The organism is Paraburkholderia guartelaensis (assembly GCF_004353905.1).
Taxonomy (GTDB): Bacteria; Pseudomonadota; Gammaproteobacteria; order Burkholderiales; family Burkholderiaceae; genus Paraburkholderia; species Paraburkholderia guartelaensis.
Genome location: NZ_SMOD01000002.1, coordinates 487,787 through 504,428 on the forward strand (window position 1 = coordinate 487,787; position 16,642 = coordinate 504,428).

Consider the following 16,642-nt stretch of genomic DNA (forward strand, 5'->3'; position numbering starts at 1 on the left):
CGCGAGGGGCGCCGCTTGCCGCCCCCAACCGGCTTCGACGCGCGCTGCTATACTTTTATGTTCTGTTAATTCTTGATTTAGCGACGGTTTTTGGCGGCTCGTGCCGCGCAATACCGTTGCCCTGCCCCACACCATGCTCGTTCTCGGCATCGAAAGCTCCTGCGACGAAACCGGCCTCGCGCTCTACGACAGCGAGCGCGGCCTGCTCGCGCACGCGCTGCACTCGCAGATCGCCATGCACCGCGAGTACGGCGGCGTCGTGCCGGAGCTCGCCTCGCGCGACCATATCCGCCGCGCGCTGCCACTGCTCGAAGAAGTGCTCGCGAAGAGCGGCGCCGCGAAAAGCGACATCGACGCCATCGCCTTCACGCAAGGCCCCGGCCTCGCGGGCGCGCTGCTCGTGGGCGCGAGCATCGCCAATGCGCTCGCCATGGCCTGGAATCGGCCGACCGTGGGGATTCACCACCTCGAAGGGCACCTGCTTTCGCCGCTGCTGGTCGATGAGCCGCCGCCGTTTCCGTTCGTCGCGCTGCTCGTGTCGGGCGGCCATACGCAACTCATGCGCGTGACAGACGTAGGTGTGTACGAAACCCTCGGCGAGACGCTCGACGACGCCGCCGGCGAAGCCTTCGACAAAACGGCCAAGCTGCTTGGCCTCGGCTATCCGGGCGGCCCGGAAGTCTCGCGCCTCGCCGAGTTCGGCACGCCCGGCGCGGTCGAACTGCCGCGTCCGATGCTGCATTCGGGCGATCTCGACTTCAGCTTCAGCGGCCTCAAAACGGCCGTGCTCACGCAAGTGAAGAAGCTCGGCACGAACATCTGCGAGCAGGGCAAGGCCGACATCGCGCGCGGTTTCGTCGACGCAGCCGTCGAAGTGCTGGCCGCGAAATCACTCGCCGCGCTCAAGCGCACGAAGATGAAGCGCCTCGTGGTGGCGGGCGGCGTGGGCGCGAACAAGCAGTTGCGCGAGACGCTTTCGGCGGCGGCGCAAAAGCGCGGCTTCGAGGTGCATTACCCGGACCTGTCGCTGTGCACCGACAACGGCGCGATGATCGCGCTCGCGGGTGCGCTGCGCCTTGCGCGCTGGCCCGAGCAGGCCACGCACGACTACGCGTTCACGGTGAAGCCGCGCTGGGATCTGACGTCGCTCGCGCAGCAGTAATGCGTTTGCTGCCGCAGAAGTAAAAAAGCCGCCCAAGGGCGGCTTTTTTTGTTGACGGCGCAATCAGGCGGCCGGCATTACGCCGTGCGCTTGTCGTGCTCGATCACGGCGTAGGCGCTGTGATTGTGGATCGACTCGAAGTTTTCCGCTTCGAGCGTATAGGCGATCACGCGCGCATCGGCGTTCAGTCGCACGGCCACGTCGCGCACGAGGTCTTCGACGAACTTGGGGTTCTCATATGCGCGCTCCGTCACGAACTTCTCGTCCGGACGCTTGAGCAAGCCCCACAGCTCGCACGACGCCTCTTGTTCGGCGATGCGAATGAGGTCTTCCACCGGCAGATCGCCTTCGAACTCGACGTTCATCGTCACGTGCGAGCGCTGGTTGTGCGCGCCGTATTGCGAGATCTTCTTCGAGCACGGGCACAGGCTCGTCACCGGCACGAGCACCTTGAGGAAGAGGCGCGTTTGCCCGTTGCGCACATCGCCCGCGAGCGTCACTTCGTAGTCCAGCAGACTTTCGACGCCCGACACCGGCGCCACTTTCTTCACGAAGTACGGGAACGTCACTTCGATACGGCCCGCCTGCGATTCGAGCTTCGCGAGCATCGCGGCCAGCATCGCGCGGAACGTGGCGGGCGTAAGCGGCGCCTTGTTCTCTTCGAGCAGCGCGACGAAGCGCGACATGTGCGTGCCCTTCTGGTCGGCCGGCAGATGAACGTCGAGATTCCACATGCCGACGCTCGGCTGGACGTCGCCCGCGCCCGTCTTCACCGTGAGCGGATGGCGCACGGCCTTCACGCCTACGCGCTGGATCACGATCTGACGGGTATCAACGGAGCTCTGGACGTCCGGCATCACGAAGGCCGGGTTCATCTGATTCATGTTCTTATCCTCAAGCCGCGCCGTACGCGGCGCGCAAATGGCAAACGCCGGCATGAGCCGGCGTTTGCTGGCGGTCACCGGGCACGAAACCCGCCCGCCAGTTCAAATGTGAAGTGGGTTGTCGCGAGGCGCCAACTAACCTATGGCGGCCTCAATCGACCTCACGCGACGCGCATCACCGACTTGCCGGACACGTTCGCCGCATTGTCGAGAAAGCGTTCGCGGATGGACTTCGCGATCCCTGCTGCGTCGAGCCCACAGCCTGCCAGCAGCTTTGCCGGATCGCCGTGGTCGATGAAGCGGTCGGGGAGGCCCAATTGTAGTACGGGCTTGATAACCCCACTTTCAAGGAGGGCTTCCACGCAGGCCGAACCGGCACCGCCCATGATGCAGCCTTCCTCGACCGTCACGAGGTAGTCGTGCGTTTCGGCGAGCTGCTTCACGAGGTCCGCGTCGAGCGGCTTCACGAAGCGCATGTTCGCCACGGTGGCGTCCAGTTCCTCGGCGGCCTTGAGCGACGGCGCAACCATCGTGCCGAACGCGAGGATCGCGATACGGCTGCCGGCCGGCGCCTTGCTCTCGCGGCGGACTTCGCCCTTGCCCACCGGCAGCGCGGCCATCTGCTTGACGGTCGCGACGCCCGTGCCCGCACCGCGCGGGTAGCGCACGGCCGTCGGGCAATCCTGCTGGAGCGCCGTGTAGAGCATCTGGCGGCACTCGTTTTCGTCCGACGCCGCCATGATCATCATGTTCGGAATGCAGCGCATGAACGCGAGATCGTACGCGCCCGCGTGCGTCGCACCGTCCGCGCCGACGAGACCCGCGCGGTCGATTGCGAACACAACTGGCAGGTTCTGCAGCGCCACGTCATGAATCAGCTGGTCATACGCGCGCTGCAGGAACGTCGAATAGATCGCGACCACGGGCTTCAAGCCTTCTGCCGCGATGCCGCCCGCAAACGTGACTGCGTGCTGCTCGGCGATGCCGACGTCGTAGTAGCGATCCGGGAAGCGCTTTTCGAACTCCACGAGGCCCGAGCCTTCGCGCATGGCCGGCGTAATACCGATCACGCGCGAATCGAGTTCAGCCGCGTCGCACAGCCATTCGCCGAACACCTGCGTGTAGGTCTTCTTGGCGGGCGTAGTCGACGGCTTGATGCCTTCGGCCGGGTTGAACTTGCCGGGACCGTGATACAGGACCGGGTCGGCTTCGGCGAGCTTGTAGCCCTGGCCTTTCTTCGTCACGACGTGCAGGAATTGCGGGCCGCGCAGTTCCTTGATGTTCTGCAGCGTCGGGATCAACGAATCCAGATCGTGACCGTCGATCGGCCCGATGTAGTTGAAGCCGAATTCCTCGAACAGCGTAGCCGGCACGATCATGCCCTTCGCGTGCTCTTCGAGCTTGCGCGCGAGGTCGAGCACCGGCGGCGCATGACGCAGCACGCGCTCCACGCCCGCGCGTGCGGCGGCGTAGAAGCGGCCCGACATGAGGCGCGCGAGATGGCGATTGAGCGCGCCCACCGGCGGCGAAATCGACATGTCGTTGTCGTTGAGGATGACGAGCAGCGGCACGTCGTCTTCGACGCCGCCGTTGTTCAGCGCCTCGAAGGCCATGCCGGCCGTCATCGCGCCGTCGCCGATCACGGCGATGCCCATGGCGTTGTCGCCCTTGAGCTTGCTCGCGACGGCCATGCCGAGTGCCGCCGAAATCGACGTGCTCGAGTGCGCGGTGCCGAACGTGTCGTACGGCGACTCGTCGCGTTTCGGGAAGCCCGAAATGCCGCCGAGTTGACGCAGCGTCGACATCTGGTCGCGGCGGCCCGTCAGGATCTTGTGCGGATAGGTCTGATGGCCCACGTCCCAGACGATGCGGTCGCGCGGCGTGTCGAACACGTAGTGCAGCGCGATCGTCAGTTCGACCGTACCGAGGTTGGACGACAGGTGGCCGCCCGTTTGCGAGACGCTCTCGAGAACAAAGGCTCGCAGCTCGTCGGCAAGCGGTTGCAGCTGGCGGCGATCAAGGCGGCGCAAATCCGCCGGGTCGTCAATGGTTTTCAGCAAGTCGTACATCGTCGTTCCATTGTAGGAAAACTGGCGCTCCCGCACTTTTTCTGCGCATTACTTCCCTTTCATGCGCGTGGGCGGGTTGCGCGGTCAGCTCACCCGGTTCACCACCAGGTCAGCGAGTTCGGCGAGGCGCTGAGCGCGCGCGCCGAACGGTTCGAGCGCCGCGTGCGCGTCGGCGCGCAACTGCTGCGCGAGCGCCCGCGAGGCATCAAGACCGATAATCGACACGTAGGTCGGCTTGCCGTCCTTCGCGTCTTTGCCCGCGGTCTTGCCGAGCGTTGCCGAGTCAGCGGTGACGTCGAGAATGTCGTCCACCACCTGGAAAGCGAGGCCCACGGCCGCCGCGTACTTGTCGAGCGCCGCGAGGCTTTCCGCCGAAGGCGTTTCGCCCGCCAGCGCGCCCATGCGGACCGCGGCGCGCAGGAGCGCGCCGGTCTTCAGGCGGTGCATGGTTTCGAGCTGCTCGCGGGTGAGCGAATGGCCCACGCTCGCGAGGTCGATGGCCTGGCCGCCGGCCATGCCGACCGAGCCGCTCGCCAGCGCGAGTTCGCGCACGAGCGACGCCTGGCGCTGGGTACTGAGCACATCCGCCGTCAGCGTGACGAAGGCTTGCGACTGCAGCGCATCGCCCACCAGCAGCGCCGTCGGTTCGTCATATTTGACGTGTACGGTGGGTTTGCCGCGACGCATATCGTCGTCATCCATACACGGCATGTCGTCGTGCACGAGCGAGTAGACGTGGATCATTTCGAGCGCGCAGGCCGCCGCGTCGAGCGCTTCCGGCGTGGCATTCGTGAGTTCGCCCGCCGCGTGGCACAGGAGCGGGCGCACCCGCTTGCCGCCGCCCATCACGGCATAACGCATGGCGTCATGCAGCGGCGCCGGCAGCACGTCGGCAGCCGGCAAATAGTGATCGAGCGCGCTTTCGACCCGGTCGAGTACCTGCCGGGTCCATTGGTCAAATGTCATAGATCGTCGTCTCCGCCCGCTGCGGAGTCTGTCGTATTGAGGGGCACGGGCCGCAACGTCTCGCCGTCGAGCACGCGCACCTGTTGTTCAACCTTTTCGAGCTGCTGCTGGCAGAAACGCACGAGCGCCGCACCGCGGCGGTATGCCGCAAGCGATTCTTCCAGGCTCAGGCTCCCGCCTTCCATGCGTGCAACGAGCCCGTCGAGTTCCGCCAGCGCCGCCTCGTAGCTCTCGGGCAGGGCCTCGCCCTCGGCCAGTCCGGCTGCGCTTTCGCCCGCGCCAGCGCGGTCTTTCGTTGCGGATTTCGCCATGAGTCGTCGCCAGAATGAAACAAGGCGGACATTCTACGGCAAAAGGTCCATTTCGACCCGCTCCCCGGCTTGTGTGCCTACCCGACCACACGCTCGGGGCCAGTACAAATCGGTTCCAGAAGGCCCGATTCCCCGTGCATTTGTCTCATATTTCCTGAATTCCTGCCGTCTTTCCGGTGTAATTTTGGCAAAAATCAGTCACTTAGCTACCCCATGACGGGGTAACCGGGTATAATCGCCGGCTCCCTAAATCGAATCTTCGATGGTTGGGTTGTTCACTGCTTTCACGTCTTCATCGGGAGTGGGAATGTCCAATCTGAGCAATGCATTGCAGCTGAAGTCTATCCACAGCCAGCTGCCAGTCACCGCTTATTTTGACGAAGCGCTACTCAAGCGCGAAATCGACACGCTTTTCCAGAAGGGTCCTCGCTACGTCGGGCACGAACTCATGGTGCCCGAGGCGGGAAACTATTTTGCGCTGCCCGGCGAAAAAGAAGGCCGCGTGCTCGTTCGCAACAAGAGCAACGAAATCGAACTGCTCTCGAACGTGTGCCGGCATCGCCAGGCCATCATGCTAAACGGTCGCGGCACGGCAGACAACATTGTATGTCCGCTGCATCGCTGGACCTATGACCTCAAGGGCGAATTGCTCGGCGCACCGCACTTCGCGGACAAGCCGTGTCTGAATCTGAACAGCTCGCCGCTCCAGAAGTGGAACGGGCTGCTGTTCGAATCCGCGGGCCGCGACGTCGCGCGCGATCTCGCACGCCTCGGGCCGGCGAAACACCTCGACTTCACGGACTACATGTTCGATCACGTCGAGGTGCACGAGTGCAACTACAACTGGAAGACCTTCATCGAGGTCTATCTGGAAGACTATCACGTCGTGCCGTTCCACCCGGGCCTCGGCAACTTCGTCTCGTGCGACGACCTCCAGTGGGAGTTCGGCGAGTGGTATAGCGTGCAGACGGTCGGCGTGCACAAGCACCTCGGCAAACCGGGCAGCCCGACGTACCGCAAGTGGCACGACGAGGTCCTGCGCTTCCGTAACGGCGAGCCGCCGGAGTTCGGCGCGATCTGGATGGTGTACTACCCGAATCTCATGATCGAGTGGTATCCGCACGTCCTCGTGGTCTCGTGGCTGATCCCCGAAGGCACGCAGAAGACGAAGAACATCGTCGAGTTCTATTACCCCGAGGAAATCACGCTCTTCGAGCGCGAGTTCGTCGAGGCCGAGCGCGCTGCCTATATGGAAACCGCCGTCGAAGACGACGAGATCGCCGAGCGCATGGACGCCGGCCGCCGTGCGCTCTTCGAGCGCGGCGTTTCCGAGGTCGGCCCGTATCAGAGCCCGATGGAAGACGGCATGCAGCACTTCCACGAGTTTCTGCGCCGCGAGCTGGGACCGATCTGACGCGTGCCCAGGCGCGAGCCTCGGCAACTCGCACGCATCACGGAAAGACGGGCTTAGGCCCGTCTTTTTGTTTAGACTGACGGCACCGGGCCGTCGCATAGCGAGAGATGGCGGCCTTGCACGATTCAAGGAGCCGTCATGCCCCACACGCACTACACCACGCTGATCTCGGCCGCCAATCTGCACGAACGCCTGACCGCCGCGCCGGGCAGCGTGCTGGTTTTCGACTGCCGCTTCGATCTCGCCGATCCCGCCGCGGGCGAGAACGCCTATGCGCTCGGCCATCTGCCCGGTGCCCAATACCTGCATCTGGACCGTGACCTCTCGGGCCCGAAAACCGGCAAGAACGGCCGCCATCCGCTGCCCGACCGCTCGGCGCTCGTCGCCACGCTCCTGCTGCGCGGGCTGAACGAAGGCCAGCAGGTCGTGGCCTACGACGCGCAAGGCGGCGCCTACGCCGCTCGCCTGTGGTGGCTCCTGCGCTGGCTCGGCCACGACTCGGTGGCCGTGCTCGACGGCGGCCTCAAGGCGTGGGAAGCCGCGGGCTTCCCGCTCGTGCGCGATGTGCCCACGCCCGCGCGCGGCACCTTCAAGGCGAGCGCACCGCTCCAGGTGACGGTGGACGCGCAGGCCATCGTCCGCAATCTCGCCACGCACGAACTCACGGTCGTCGACGCGCGCGCCGCCGACCGCTATCGCGGCGAGAACGAAACGATCGACCCGGTGGGCGGCCATATTCCTGGCGCGCGCAATCGGTTTTATCAGGACAATCTCACGCCGGATGGCCGCTTCAAGTCGGCGCATGCGCTGCGCGAGGATTTTACGGCGGTGCTGCCGGGCATCACGCCCGAACACGTGGTCCTGCAATGCGGCTCGGGCGTGACCGCCTGCCACAATGCGCTCGCGATGGAGATTGCCGGCCTGCACGGCGCGGCGCTCTACCCCGGTTCGTGGAGCGAATGGAGCGCCGACGCGTCACGGCCGGTCGCGACTGGCCCCAACCCCTAAGCCGGAACCGCAGATCCGGGCACGGCGTCACATCACGCCGTGCTCCTTGAACCAGGCAATCGCGCGCTTCCAGCCGTCTTCCGCATCGGCCTTGCGATAGCTCGGCCGGTAGTCCGCGAAGAACGCGTGGCCCGCATCGTTGTACACGACGATTTGCGAGCTGCGCCCACCCTGCGGACCCTGCGCGATGGCGGCCTTCATCTGCTCGAGCGTGTCCTGCGGAATGCTCTGATCCTGCAAGCCGTACATGGCGAGGACCGGCACCTGCAAGCTATTCGCGAGATCGAGCGGATTGCTCGGCGTGTTCGTCGTGTGCGGGCCTGCCACGCGCCCATACCACACCACCGCCGCCTTGATGTGCGGGTTGTGCTCCGCATAGAGCCACGCATAGCGCCCGCCCCAGCAAAAGCCGTTGACGCCCACGCGCTTCGTGTCGCCGCCATGCTCCCCCGCCCAGGCAACGGCCGCGTCGATATCGCCGATCACCTGGGCATCGGGCACCTTGCTCGCGATGTTCTCGTTGATCTGCTGAATCGTCGGATACACGGACGCATCGCCCTGACGCACGAAGAAGTCCGGCGCGATGGCCAGATAGCCGAGCTTCGCAAAGCGGCGGCACACATCGGCGATATGCTCGTGCACGCCGAAAATCTCGTGAATTACGATGATCACGGGCAAGTGCGTCTTGCCGCGCGGCTGCGCGCGATAGGCCGGGATGAGCGTCCCACTCGACTGGAAGCCGATCTCGCCGGCTTCGAGACCTTCGCTGTCGGTGTGGATGGTTTGCGCGGAGACGGGCAGCACGGCAGCGGCGAATCCGCTGCCGAGTGCCGCCTTGATGAAGGTGCGCCGATCGAACGGCACGTGCGGGACGAGGCTATCGACTTCGGGTTTCAGCATGCAGCGCTCCTTGAAGATCAAACAGCGGAAACAGGCAGAATAGCGCCGCGCCCCGGACGCAAGCGCTGCTCGATGCGGCCGCGCAGTGCAGCCGCTTAATGCAGCTTCACGCGCGGCAACGTCGTGCGGCGCAGCCAGTGCGCGAAGGTATCCAGCACCATGCGCGCGTAGCCGTGCAGCGCCGCGATGTGCAGGCGGTACAGCGACATGTACATGAAACGGGCAAACAACCCTTCGATCAACATATTCCCGCCGATCAGCCCGCCCATCAGATTGCCGACCGCGCTGAAGTGGCCGAGCGACACCAGCGAGCCGAAGTCGCGATAGGTGAACTCCTCCAGCGGTTTGCCGGCGAGCAGATTGCCAAGCGACTTGAAGAGGAACGTGGCCTGCTGGTGCGCGGCCTGCGCGCGCGGCGGCACTCCGCGCTCGTGACCCGGCCATTCGCAGGCCGCGCAGTCGCCGAGCGCGAAAATGTTGTCGTCGAGTTCCGTTTGCAGCGTACGGCGCACGATCAGCTGACCGAGCTTGTTGACGGTGAGGCCGTCGAGCCGCGAGAGCACAGCCGGCGCGGTGATGCCCGCGGCCCAGACCGTGAGGTCCGCGCGCAGGTTCTTGCCGCTCGCGGTGCGCACGACGCCAGGCGCCACTTCGATCACGCGTTCGCTCGTCAGCAGCTTCACGCCGAGCTTGTTCAGCAGCTCGCCCGTCGCCGAAGAAACGCGCTCGGGCAACGCGGGCAGGATGCGCGGGCCGGCCTCGATCAGCACGATGCCCACGTCGTGGCGCGGGTCGAGCTTATGCAGTCCATAGGCCGACAGCACCTGCGCGGTGTTGCGCAGTTCGGCGGAAAGCTCGACGCCCGTCGCGCCTGCGCCGATGATCGCCACCTGCACGCGCGGCTCGGCGCCGGCGTTCATGGCCGGAGCGAGGTCGTCCGCCGTCACCTCCACCGCGACTTTTTCGGGCGCCTGATGTTCGGCGCGCATGCACGCTGCGATCAGGCGCTTGCGAAAACGCTCGGCCTGCTCGACGGTGTCGAGCGCGATAGAATTCTCGGCCGCGCCCGGCACGCCGAAAAAGTGCGTCGTGCTGCCGATCGCGAGCACGAGCGTGTCGTATTCGAGCACGCGCTCGGGCAGCATTTCCGCGCCGTCTTCGTCGAGCACGCGCCCGAGCGTGATGCGCTTCGCCGCGCGGTCGAGCCCGGTCAGCTCGCCCTGCTGGAACTCGAAGCCGTGCCAGCGCGCCTGCGCCGGATATTCGAGCTGATGCGTGAATGGGTCCATGCTGCCCGCCGCGACTTCGTGCAGGAGCGGTTTCCAGATATGGGTTGGATTGCGGTCGACCAGCGTGATCGATGCCGCTTGCGGCTTGCCCCGCTTCGCGCGCGCTTCGCCGTAACGATCGCCGAGCCGTGTTGCCAGTTCCAGCCCGCCTGCGCCTCCTCCCACAACGATAAAGCGATGCATAGACTCTCCGTGCATGTCGAAAGGCGATAGAAAGGCCGATGCATCGACAACATCACGTGCGAGGCACCGGCCTTCAATCAAATCATTGTCGGCTGACGGAGCGCGCGGCGGCAACCCTTGCGGCGCGCATTCGCGACATCACGCACGCGAGGCTTGCCTTATCGCGCGCGTGCAGTTACGTCCTGGTTAAGGCTTTGCTGCAGTACAGCGCATTCAGTATGTACTTAGTAGAGCTTCACTAAGCACCTTAACGCGTCATCAATGCGCCTCTTCCCAGTTCTCGCCCACGCCCACTTCGGCGACGAGCGGCACCTTGAGCTGCGCCACCGAGCACATCAGCTCGGGCAAGCGCTTGCGCACTTCGGCGAGTTCGTCGCCCGGCACTTCGAGCACGAGTTCATCGTGCACCTGCATGACCATCTTCGTGCCGATCTTGCGTTCGTCGAGCCACTTCTGCACCGCGACCATGGAAAGCTTGATGAGGTCGGCGGCCGTGCCTTGCATGGGCGCGTTGATGGCGGCGCGCTCGGCGGCCTGGCGGCGCGGGCCGTTGCCGCCGTTGATCTCGGGCAGCCACAGGCGGCGGCCGAATACGGTCTCCACATAGCCGCGCGACTTCGCGTCCATGCGCGTTTCGTCCATATAGCGCGCCACGCCCGGATAGCGTGCGAAATAGCGGTCGATATAAAGCTTCGCCGCATCGCGCGTAATGCCGAGATTCGATGCGAGCCCGAACGCGCTCATGCCGTAAATCAGGCCGAAATTGATGACCTTCGCGATGCGCCGCTGGTCCGCGCTCACTTCGAGCGGCGTGACGCTGAACACCTCGGAAGCCGTGGCGCGGTGAATGTCGTCGCCGCGCGCGAACGCCGCGAGCAACGACTCGTCGCCCGAAATATGCGCCATGATGCGCAGTTCGATCTGCGAGTAGTCGGCGGAAACGATCTTGTGCCCAGGCGGCGCGATGAACGCCTCGCGAATGCGCCGGCCTTCGCCCGTGCGCACAGGAATGTTCTGCAGATTCGGATCGTTCGACGCAAGACGGCCCGTGACCGCCACGGCCTGCGCGTAGTTCGTGTGCACGCGGCCCGTTTGCGCATTCACCATGCGCGGCAACTTGTCGGTGTACGTGGACTTGAGCTTGGCAAGACCGCGATGCTCGAGCAGGATCTTGGGCAGCGGGTAATCTTCGGCGAGCTTTTGCAGCACTTCTTCGTCTGTAGAAGGCGCGCCGCTCGGCGTTTTCTTCACGACCGGCAGTTGCAGCTTCTCGAAGAAGATCTGGCCGATCTGCTTGGGCGAGCCCAGATTGAATTCGCCGCCCGCGAGCGCATACGCCTCCTCTTCGAGCGCGATGAGCCGCACGGCAATTTCCGCGCTCTGCTTGTCGAGCCTTTCGGTGTCGATCAGCACACCGTTGCGCTCCATCTTGCGCAGCACGCGCGAGGTGGGCAATTCGATGTTGCGATACACGTAATCGAGGCCCTTCTCCGGAGCGATCTGCGGATAGAGCGCGCGATGCAGCTGCAGCGTGATATCGGCGTCTTCGGCAGCGTATTCGGCGGCCTTTTCGAGCGAGACTTCGTCGAAGCCGATCTGCTGCGCGCCCTTGCCCGCCACCTCTTCGTACTTGATCGTCTTGATGCCGAGATGGCGCAGCGCGAGGCTGTCCATGTCGTGGCTGCGATGCGATTCGAGCACATACGATTCGAGCAGCGTGTCATGCTCCACGCCGTTCAGCTCGATACCGTAGTTCGCGAGCACCTGCTCGTCGTACTTCATGTGCTGGCCGACTTTCTTGTGCTTCTCGCTTTCGAGCCAGGGCTTCAGGCGCGCGAGCACTTCGTCCAGCGGCAGTTGATCGGGCACGTCCGGGCCGCGATGCGCGAGCGGCAAATAGGCGGCCACGCCAGGCTCCGTCGAGAACGACATGCCGACGAGCTTCGCGACCATCGGATCGAGCGCCGTGGTCTCGGTGTCGAACGCCGTGATTTCAGCGGCTTCGATCTTTTTGAGCCACGTGTCGAACTGCGGCCACGTCTGGATCGTTTCGTAATGGCGCGGGGCATCGACGAACAGCGCGGGCTGCACGATCGCGTCTTTTTCGGGCGCGTCGCCTTTGGTTGCGGCGGGCACCGTCTCGCTCTGCTGACTCGCTTCGGTGACTTCGCGCAGCCAGGTCTTGAAGCCGTGACGCGCGAAGATATCGCGCAGTTCTTCGCGCGCTTCGGGCCGCGTGGAGAGCGTTGCTTCGATCGACTCGAGATGCGGCGTGAGATCACAAGCCGTCTCCACCGTGACGAGCTTTCTCGCCATCGGCAGGAAGTCGAGCGCGTCGCGCAGATAGCCGCCCACAGCGCCCTTGATTTCATCCGCATGCGCGATCACGCCGTCGAGCGAATCGTATTGCGTGAGCCACTTCACCGCCGTCTTCGGGCCGCACTTGTTCACGCCCGGCACGTTGTCGACGGTGTCGCCGATGAGCGAGAGATAATCGATGATGCGCTCCGGCGGCACGCCGAACTTCGCGATCACGCCTTCGCGATCGAGCGTTTCATTTGTCATCGTATTGATGAGCGTGACGTGGTCCGTCACGAGCTGCGCGAGGTCCTTATCGCCCGTGGAAACGATGACCTTCATGCCGAGCTTCTCAGCCTGATGCGCGAGCGTGCCGATCACGTCGTCGGCCTCCACGCCTTCGATCATCAGGAGCGGCCAGCCGAGCGCGCGCACTGCCGTGTGAATGGGCTCGATTTGTGCAGCGAGCGGCTCCGGCATGGAAGGCCGGTTGGCCTTGTACTCGGGGTACCAGTCGTCGCGGAACGTCTTGCCCTTTGCATCGAACACGCACGCGCTATACTCTGCCGTAACGTCCTTGCGCATGCGACGCAGCATGTTGATGATGCCGTACAGCGCGCCTGTGGGTTCGCCGTCAGGACCGCGCAGATCCGGCATCGCATGGAAGGCCCGATAGAGATAGCTAGAACCGTCGACCAGCAGCAGGGTCTTACCTTCCAGCCCGTTTTGTAGCTTTAGCTTTGTATCCACGCGTAGTTCTTCAGGCATTATGGACAAGAGAAAAGTGATTCCGAGTCTGCGTTCACTCGCAGATCAAGAGCGCGCGACGGCCAAGAAGGCGCGCGCATCGTGGCAGATGTTCACGATTATGGCAGAGTTTATCGAGGCGACCGAGTACCTGTCCGAGATCCGGCCAGCGGTCAGCATCTACGGTTCCGCCCGCCTGAAACCGGAGTCGGAGTACTACCAGCTCGCCACCACCATCGCGCGCAAGGTGTCCGACGCGGGCTTCGCCGTGATCTCCGGCGGCGGCCCCGGCATCATGGAAGCCGCGAACCAGGGCGCGCATGCGGGCAAGTCGCCTTCCGTGGGCCTGAACATCGAGTTGCCGCACGAGCAGTCGGGCAACCAGTGGCAGGACATCTCGCTGCGTTTCCGCCATTTCTTCACGCGCAAGGTCACGTTCGTGAAGAACTCGGACGCAGTGATCGTCATGCCCGGCGGCTTCGGCACGCTCGACGAACTGGCCGAAGTGCTCACGCTCATCCAGACGAAAAAGTCGCGTCACGTGCCCATCATTCTGGTGGGCGCCGCATTCTGGAAGGGCCTGCTCGACTGGTTCCGCTCGGCGCTCGTGCCCATGGGCCTCATCAATCCCGAAGATATGGACTTGATGCAGGTGATCGACGACCCGGACCAGGTGCTCGAAGCCGTTCTCAAGTTCTACGAAGATGCGGACACAGCCGAAGATACCGGCAAGGAGCACCCGGCGCGCCGCGACCGCGACTCCGACGAAGACCGGATGTTCTATCTCTGATGCACCGCTTGCGGCGCGGTGTGTGGATGGCCTGCGGATAACGTTTCCGTAGGCCTGCGCACCGCTCGCGCCTCAGCGCATCACGCCCCTCATGCTTTCTCCGCGCTTGCGGGCACGCCGGATGCGCCAGCCGGCGTCCGCGCGCTCGCCTGCTCCTCCAGCCAGCGGCAAAACTGCACGACGAGCGGTGCTTGCGCCACCTCGCGGCGCGCGACCCACCAGTAACCGCGCGCGTCGAGATGCGGCCCCGCGAGCGGGGTGACGAGACGCCCCGACGCGAGTTCGTCGTCGAGCAGCGGCAGCGGGCCGAGCGCAACGCCCAGACCATCCACGGCGGCCTGCAAGGCCAGATAGAAGTGGTCGAACGACTGCTTCTTGCGGCATTTGGCTTTCACGCCTGCAGTCGCGAGCCAGGTGCGCCATGCGTCGGGCCGCGTGTCCGAATGCAGCAGCACGTGGCGCGCCAGATCGCTCGCCTGATGAATCGGCGCGCGCTTGAGCAGCGCCGGACTGCACACCGGCAATTCCATCTCGTCGAGAAAATGACCGGCCTCGCAGTCGGGCCAGTGGGCCGGACCGCGCCGCACGGCCACGTCGAAGCCTTCGAGCGTCTCGACCGGCGCGTTCGAGGTGGACAGGCGCAGCTCGACGTTCGGCGCGAGACGCTGAAACTGCGAGAGCCGCGGCAGCAGCCATTTCATCGCGAAGGTAGGCAGCGCATTCACGCGCAGCACGTGCACCACGCCCGTGTCGCGCAACTGGTTGGTTGCGCGCGCGATGTCATCGAATGCCGATTGCACGGCGGCGAGGTAGCGCCGCCCGTCTTCGGTCAGCGCGACCCGCTTGCCATGCCGATGAAACACCTGCACGCCGACCCACGCCTCGAGCGCGGCCACCTGCCTGCTGATGGCACCGTGAGTCACATTGAGTTCGCCCGCCGCGGCGGAGAAGCTGTTGTGCCGCGCAGCGGCTTCGAACGCGCGCAGCGCGGGAAAGGGAGGAAGTGAGCGTGGCATGCTTGTGAGTGTAGATCACAAGAGCGCACCATAGAAATCGTTTTGCCGCGCGCGCGAATGGGCTTAATCTCGGAGCTTGCCTCAGGGGTCCCTTCCATTCATGAAACAACTCATCTCATCGCCCGCCGCTGCCGGACATGGCACGGACGACGGCCTGCACACGCCTACGGTGCGCGATCTGTTTCTCGGCTTTCTCGGTCTCGGCTTCACGTCGTTTGGCGGCGCACTGCCGTTGGCGCGCCGCACCATCGTCGAGCAGCGCCGCTGGCTCACCTCCAGCGAGTTCACCGACCTGCTCGGCCTCTGCCAGTTCTTGCCGGGCGGCAACGTCATCAATCTCTCGGTTGCGCTCGGCATGCGCTTTCAGGGGTGGCGCGGCGCGCTCGCAGGCATCCTCGGTTTGATCGCGGGTCCGTCGCTCGTCGTGATCGCGCTTGGCGTGCTCTATGAGCGCACGCAAAACGACCCGCACGTGCGGCATCTGTTCGTGGGGCTCGCCGCGGCGGCCGCCGGCCTGCTCGTCTCGATGGCCCTGAAAATCGTGCTGCCGCTGCGGCGCGATCCCGCCGCGGCCGTCGTCGCCGCGCTCGGCTTCGTGGCCATTGCCGTGCTGCGCACGCCACTTTTGCCCACCATGCTCGTGCTCACGCCAGTCGGCATCGCGCTCGCGGCCCGCGCGGCGCGCACGGAAGGAGGCTCGCGATGACCGCCACACTCGTTGCGCTCGCCGCGATCTTCGGCCAGCTTTCGCTGCTCGCATTCGGCGGCGGCAACACGATCCTGCCCGAGATGCAGCGTCAGGTCGTCGAAGTCCACCACTGGATGCCCGCGAGCGAGTTCAGCGCGCTATTCGCGCTTGCCCAGGCCGCCCCGGGCCCGAACATGATGGTCGTGACGCTGGTGGGCTGGCACGTGGCCGGCTGGGCAGGCATGCTGGTCACGTCGATTGCGAAGTTCGGGCCGTCGTCGCTCGTCACGATCGCCGCGCTGCATGCGTGGGATCGCTTCAAGGACCGCCCGTGGCGGCGTATCGCACAGAAGGGGCTCGTGCCGGTGACGGCGGGCCTAGTGGCCGCGAGCGCCGTGCTGATCGCGAGGGCCTCCGATCCTTCGTGGATCGCCTGGGCGATTACCGGCGTGTGCGCCGTGCTCGCGTTTCGCACGAAGATTCATCCGCTGTGGCTGCTTGGCGCGGGGAGTCTGATCGGGTTGACGGGGTTCGGGCAGTGAGTTGACGGCGTGCGGCTGGGTGAGAATTCGGGGTGAATTCAGGCTTCCTCGATATTTGCCATCCACGCCGCACGCCTGCCGCCGAATGTCGCCAGTGCCGCCAGCGCGATTCCGATCAAGGCCATCCACAATGTCAGCGCGAGAATGACGGCCCCCGTTCCCTGGCGCGTTGCACAGAGCCCAACCAGCAGGCCCGCGAGCGGTTGAGTGAGATTGTTGAGTAGTGCGATCAGACCGACGGTCTTGCCGAAGTCCTCAGCGGGAATCAACCGTTGGCGCACGCCGCGCATGAACACGCTGAACATCTTGTCAAAGCCGATGACCGCGACGAACCCGGCGACATAAACGAAAGGCAGCGATACCCACCCCGTCAGC

14 protein-coding genes and 1 pseudogene are annotated in these 16,642 nt (G+C 64.8%); 6 read left to right on the forward strand and 9 right to left on the reverse strand.

The window, feature by feature from the left end; genetic code table 11:
- Window positions 1-133: 133 nt before the first annotated feature.
- Window positions 134-1,162 carry a tRNA (adenosine(37)-N6)-threonylcarbamoyltransferase complex transferase subunit TsaD gene (gene tsaD, locus E1N52_RS04370; RefSeq protein WP_133180573.1) on the forward strand — a complete coding sequence of 343 codons (1,029 nt, stop codon included), beginning with the start codon at window positions 134-136 and terminating at the stop codon, window positions 1,160-1,162.
- 77 nt (window positions 1,163-1,239) lie between these two features.
- Here tsaD and folE2 read toward each other — a convergent pair whose 3' ends face one another.
- The 4 genes from folE2 to E1N52_RS04390 all read right to left on the reverse strand — a co-directional run bounded on the left by folE2 (window position 1,240) and on the right by E1N52_RS04390 (window position 5,392).
- Entirely contained in the window at window positions 1,240-2,046 is an 807-nt protein-coding gene (gene folE2 / locus E1N52_RS04375; RefSeq protein ID WP_133180491.1) for a GTP cyclohydrolase FolE2, read from the reverse strand.
- Between the two features lie 161 nt (window positions 2,047-2,207).
- On the reverse strand, window positions 2,208-4,115 hold the full coding sequence (gene dxs / locus E1N52_RS04380) for a 1-deoxy-D-xylulose-5-phosphate synthase (RefSeq protein ID WP_133180493.1): 1,908 nt from the start codon (window positions 4,113-4,115) through the stop codon (window positions 2,208-2,210).
- Window positions 4,116-4,199: 84 nt separating this feature from the next.
- Window positions 4,200-5,081 (reverse strand): polyprenyl synthetase family protein, encoded by an 882-nt coding sequence (locus E1N52_RS04385; RefSeq protein WP_133180495.1) that lies wholly within the window; start codon window positions 5,079-5,081, stop codon window positions 4,200-4,202.
- Entirely contained in the window at window positions 5,078-5,392 is a 315-nt protein-coding gene (locus E1N52_RS04390; RefSeq protein WP_028202970.1) for an exodeoxyribonuclease VII small subunit, read from the reverse strand. Before E1N52_RS04390 ends, E1N52_RS04385 begins: the two co-directional genes overlap by 4 nt.
- 307 nt (window positions 5,393-5,699) lie before the next feature.
- Here E1N52_RS04390 and E1N52_RS04395 point away from each other — a divergent pair, with 307 nt between their 5' ends.
- Both E1N52_RS04395 and E1N52_RS04400 read left to right on the forward strand, forming a co-directional pair.
- On the forward strand, window positions 5,700-6,806 hold the full coding sequence (locus tag E1N52_RS04395) for an aromatic ring-hydroxylating oxygenase subunit alpha (protein WP_069261336.1): 1,107 nt from the start codon (window positions 5,700-5,702) through the stop codon (window positions 6,804-6,806).
- A gap of 138 nt (window positions 6,807-6,944) precedes the next feature.
- A complete protein-coding gene (locus E1N52_RS04400) occupies window positions 6,945-7,814 on the forward strand; it encodes a sulfurtransferase (protein WP_133180497.1) in 870 nt (289 codons plus the stop codon).
- Window positions 7,815-7,841: 27 nt separating this feature from the next.
- Here the strand turns inward: E1N52_RS04400 and E1N52_RS04405 are convergent, their stop codons facing one another.
- The 3 genes from E1N52_RS04405 to polA all read right to left on the reverse strand — a co-directional run bounded on the left by E1N52_RS04405 (window position 7,842) and on the right by polA (window position 13,252).
- Entirely contained in the window at window positions 7,842-8,714 is an 873-nt protein-coding gene (locus E1N52_RS04405; protein WP_133180499.1) for a dienelactone hydrolase family protein, read from the reverse strand.
- Window positions 8,715-8,809: 95 nt separating this feature from the next.
- On the reverse strand, window positions 8,810-10,186 hold the full coding sequence (locus E1N52_RS04410; RefSeq protein WP_133180501.1) for an NAD(P)/FAD-dependent oxidoreductase: 1,377 nt from the start codon (window positions 10,184-10,186) through the stop codon (window positions 8,810-8,812).
- A 258-nt stretch (window positions 10,187-10,444) separates the two neighbouring features.
- Window positions 10,445-13,252, reverse strand: a complete 2,808-nt coding sequence (polA, locus tag E1N52_RS04415; RefSeq protein WP_133180575.1) for a DNA polymerase I — start codon at window positions 13,250-13,252, stop codon at window positions 10,445-10,447.
- A gap of 1 nt (window position 13,253) precedes the next feature.
- Here polA and E1N52_RS04420 point away from each other — a divergent pair, with 1 nt between their 5' ends.
- Window positions 13,254-14,021, forward strand: a complete 768-nt coding sequence (locus E1N52_RS04420; protein ID WP_133180503.1) for an LOG family protein — start codon at window positions 13,254-13,256, stop codon at window positions 14,019-14,021.
- A gap of 89 nt (window positions 14,022-14,110) precedes the next feature.
- Here E1N52_RS04420 and E1N52_RS04425 read toward each other — a convergent pair whose 3' ends face one another.
- Window positions 14,111-15,037 carry a transcriptional regulator GcvA gene (locus tag E1N52_RS04425; protein ID WP_133180505.1) on the reverse strand — a complete coding sequence of 309 codons (927 nt, stop codon included), beginning with the start codon at window positions 15,035-15,037 and terminating at the stop codon, window positions 14,111-14,113.
- Window positions 15,038-15,137: 100 nt separating this feature from the next.
- Between E1N52_RS04425 and E1N52_RS04430 the strand changes: the two genes are divergently transcribed.
- Together E1N52_RS04430 and E1N52_RS04435 are read left to right on the forward strand one after the other, a co-directional pair.
- Window positions 15,138-15,743, forward strand: coding sequence for a chromate transporter (locus E1N52_RS04430; protein WP_133180507.1), 606 nt, complete (start codon window positions 15,138-15,140; stop codon window positions 15,741-15,743).
- Window positions 15,740-16,267 carry a chromate transporter gene (locus E1N52_RS04435; RefSeq protein ID WP_133180509.1) on the forward strand — a complete coding sequence of 176 codons (528 nt, stop codon included), beginning with the start codon at window positions 15,740-15,742 and terminating at the stop codon, window positions 16,265-16,267. The genes E1N52_RS04430 and E1N52_RS04435 overlap by 4 nt, the downstream gene beginning before the upstream one ends.
- A gap of 38 nt (window positions 16,268-16,305) precedes the next feature.
- On the opposite strand, the pseudogene E1N52_RS43990 reads toward E1N52_RS04435, so the two are convergent.
- A pseudogene (locus E1N52_RS43990) lies at window positions 16,306-16,642 on the reverse strand (MFS transporter); the annotation flags it as partial.

Excerpts from the sequence above, each read along its gene's own strand:
- dxs (WP_133180493.1), bottom strand. The coding sequence starts at position 4,115 with ATGTACGACTTGCTGAAAACCATTGACGACCCGGCGGATTTGCGCCGC.
- E1N52_RS04425 (WP_133180505.1), bottom strand. The coding sequence starts at position 15,037 with ATGCCACGCTCACTTCCTCCCTTTCCCGCGCTGCGCGCGTTCGAAGCC.
- E1N52_RS04430 (WP_133180507.1), top strand. The coding sequence starts at position 15,138 with ATGAAACAACTCATCTCATCGCCCGCCGCTGCCGGACATGGCACGGAC.
- E1N52_RS04435 (WP_133180509.1), top strand. The coding sequence starts at position 15,740 with ATGACCGCCACACTCGTTGCGCTCGCCGCGATCTTCGGCCAGCTTTCG.
- E1N52_RS04405 (WP_133180499.1), bottom strand. The coding sequence starts at position 8,714 with ATGCTGAAACCCGAAGTCGATAGCCTCGTCCCGCACGTGCCGTTCGAT.
- polA (WP_133180575.1), bottom strand. The coding sequence starts at position 13,252 with ATGCCTGAAGAACTACGCGTGGATACAAAGCTAAAGCTACAAAACGGG.
- E1N52_RS04385 (WP_133180495.1), bottom strand. The coding sequence starts at position 5,081 with ATGACATTTGACCAATGGACCCGGCAGGTACTCGACCGGGTCGAAAGC.
- E1N52_RS04410 (WP_133180501.1), bottom strand. The coding sequence starts at position 10,186 with ATGCATCGCTTTATCGTTGTGGGAGGAGGCGCAGGCGGGCTGGAACTG.
- E1N52_RS04420 (WP_133180503.1), top strand. The coding sequence starts at position 13,254 with ATGGACAAGAGAAAAGTGATTCCGAGTCTGCGTTCACTCGCAGATCAA.
- E1N52_RS04395 (WP_069261336.1), top strand. The coding sequence starts at position 5,700 with ATGTCCAATCTGAGCAATGCATTGCAGCTGAAGTCTATCCACAGCCAG.
- E1N52_RS04400 (WP_133180497.1), top strand. The coding sequence starts at position 6,945 with ATGCCCCACACGCACTACACCACGCTGATCTCGGCCGCCAATCTGCAC.
- E1N52_RS04390 (WP_028202970.1), bottom strand. The coding sequence starts at position 5,392 with ATGGCGAAATCCGCAACGAAAGACCGCGCTGGCGCGGGCGAAAGCGCA.
- folE2 (WP_133180491.1), bottom strand. The coding sequence starts at position 2,046 with ATGAATCAGATGAACCCGGCCTTCGTGATGCCGGACGTCCAGAGCTCC.
- tsaD (WP_133180573.1), top strand. The coding sequence starts at position 134 with ATGCTCGTTCTCGGCATCGAAAGCTCCTGCGACGAAACCGGCCTCGCG.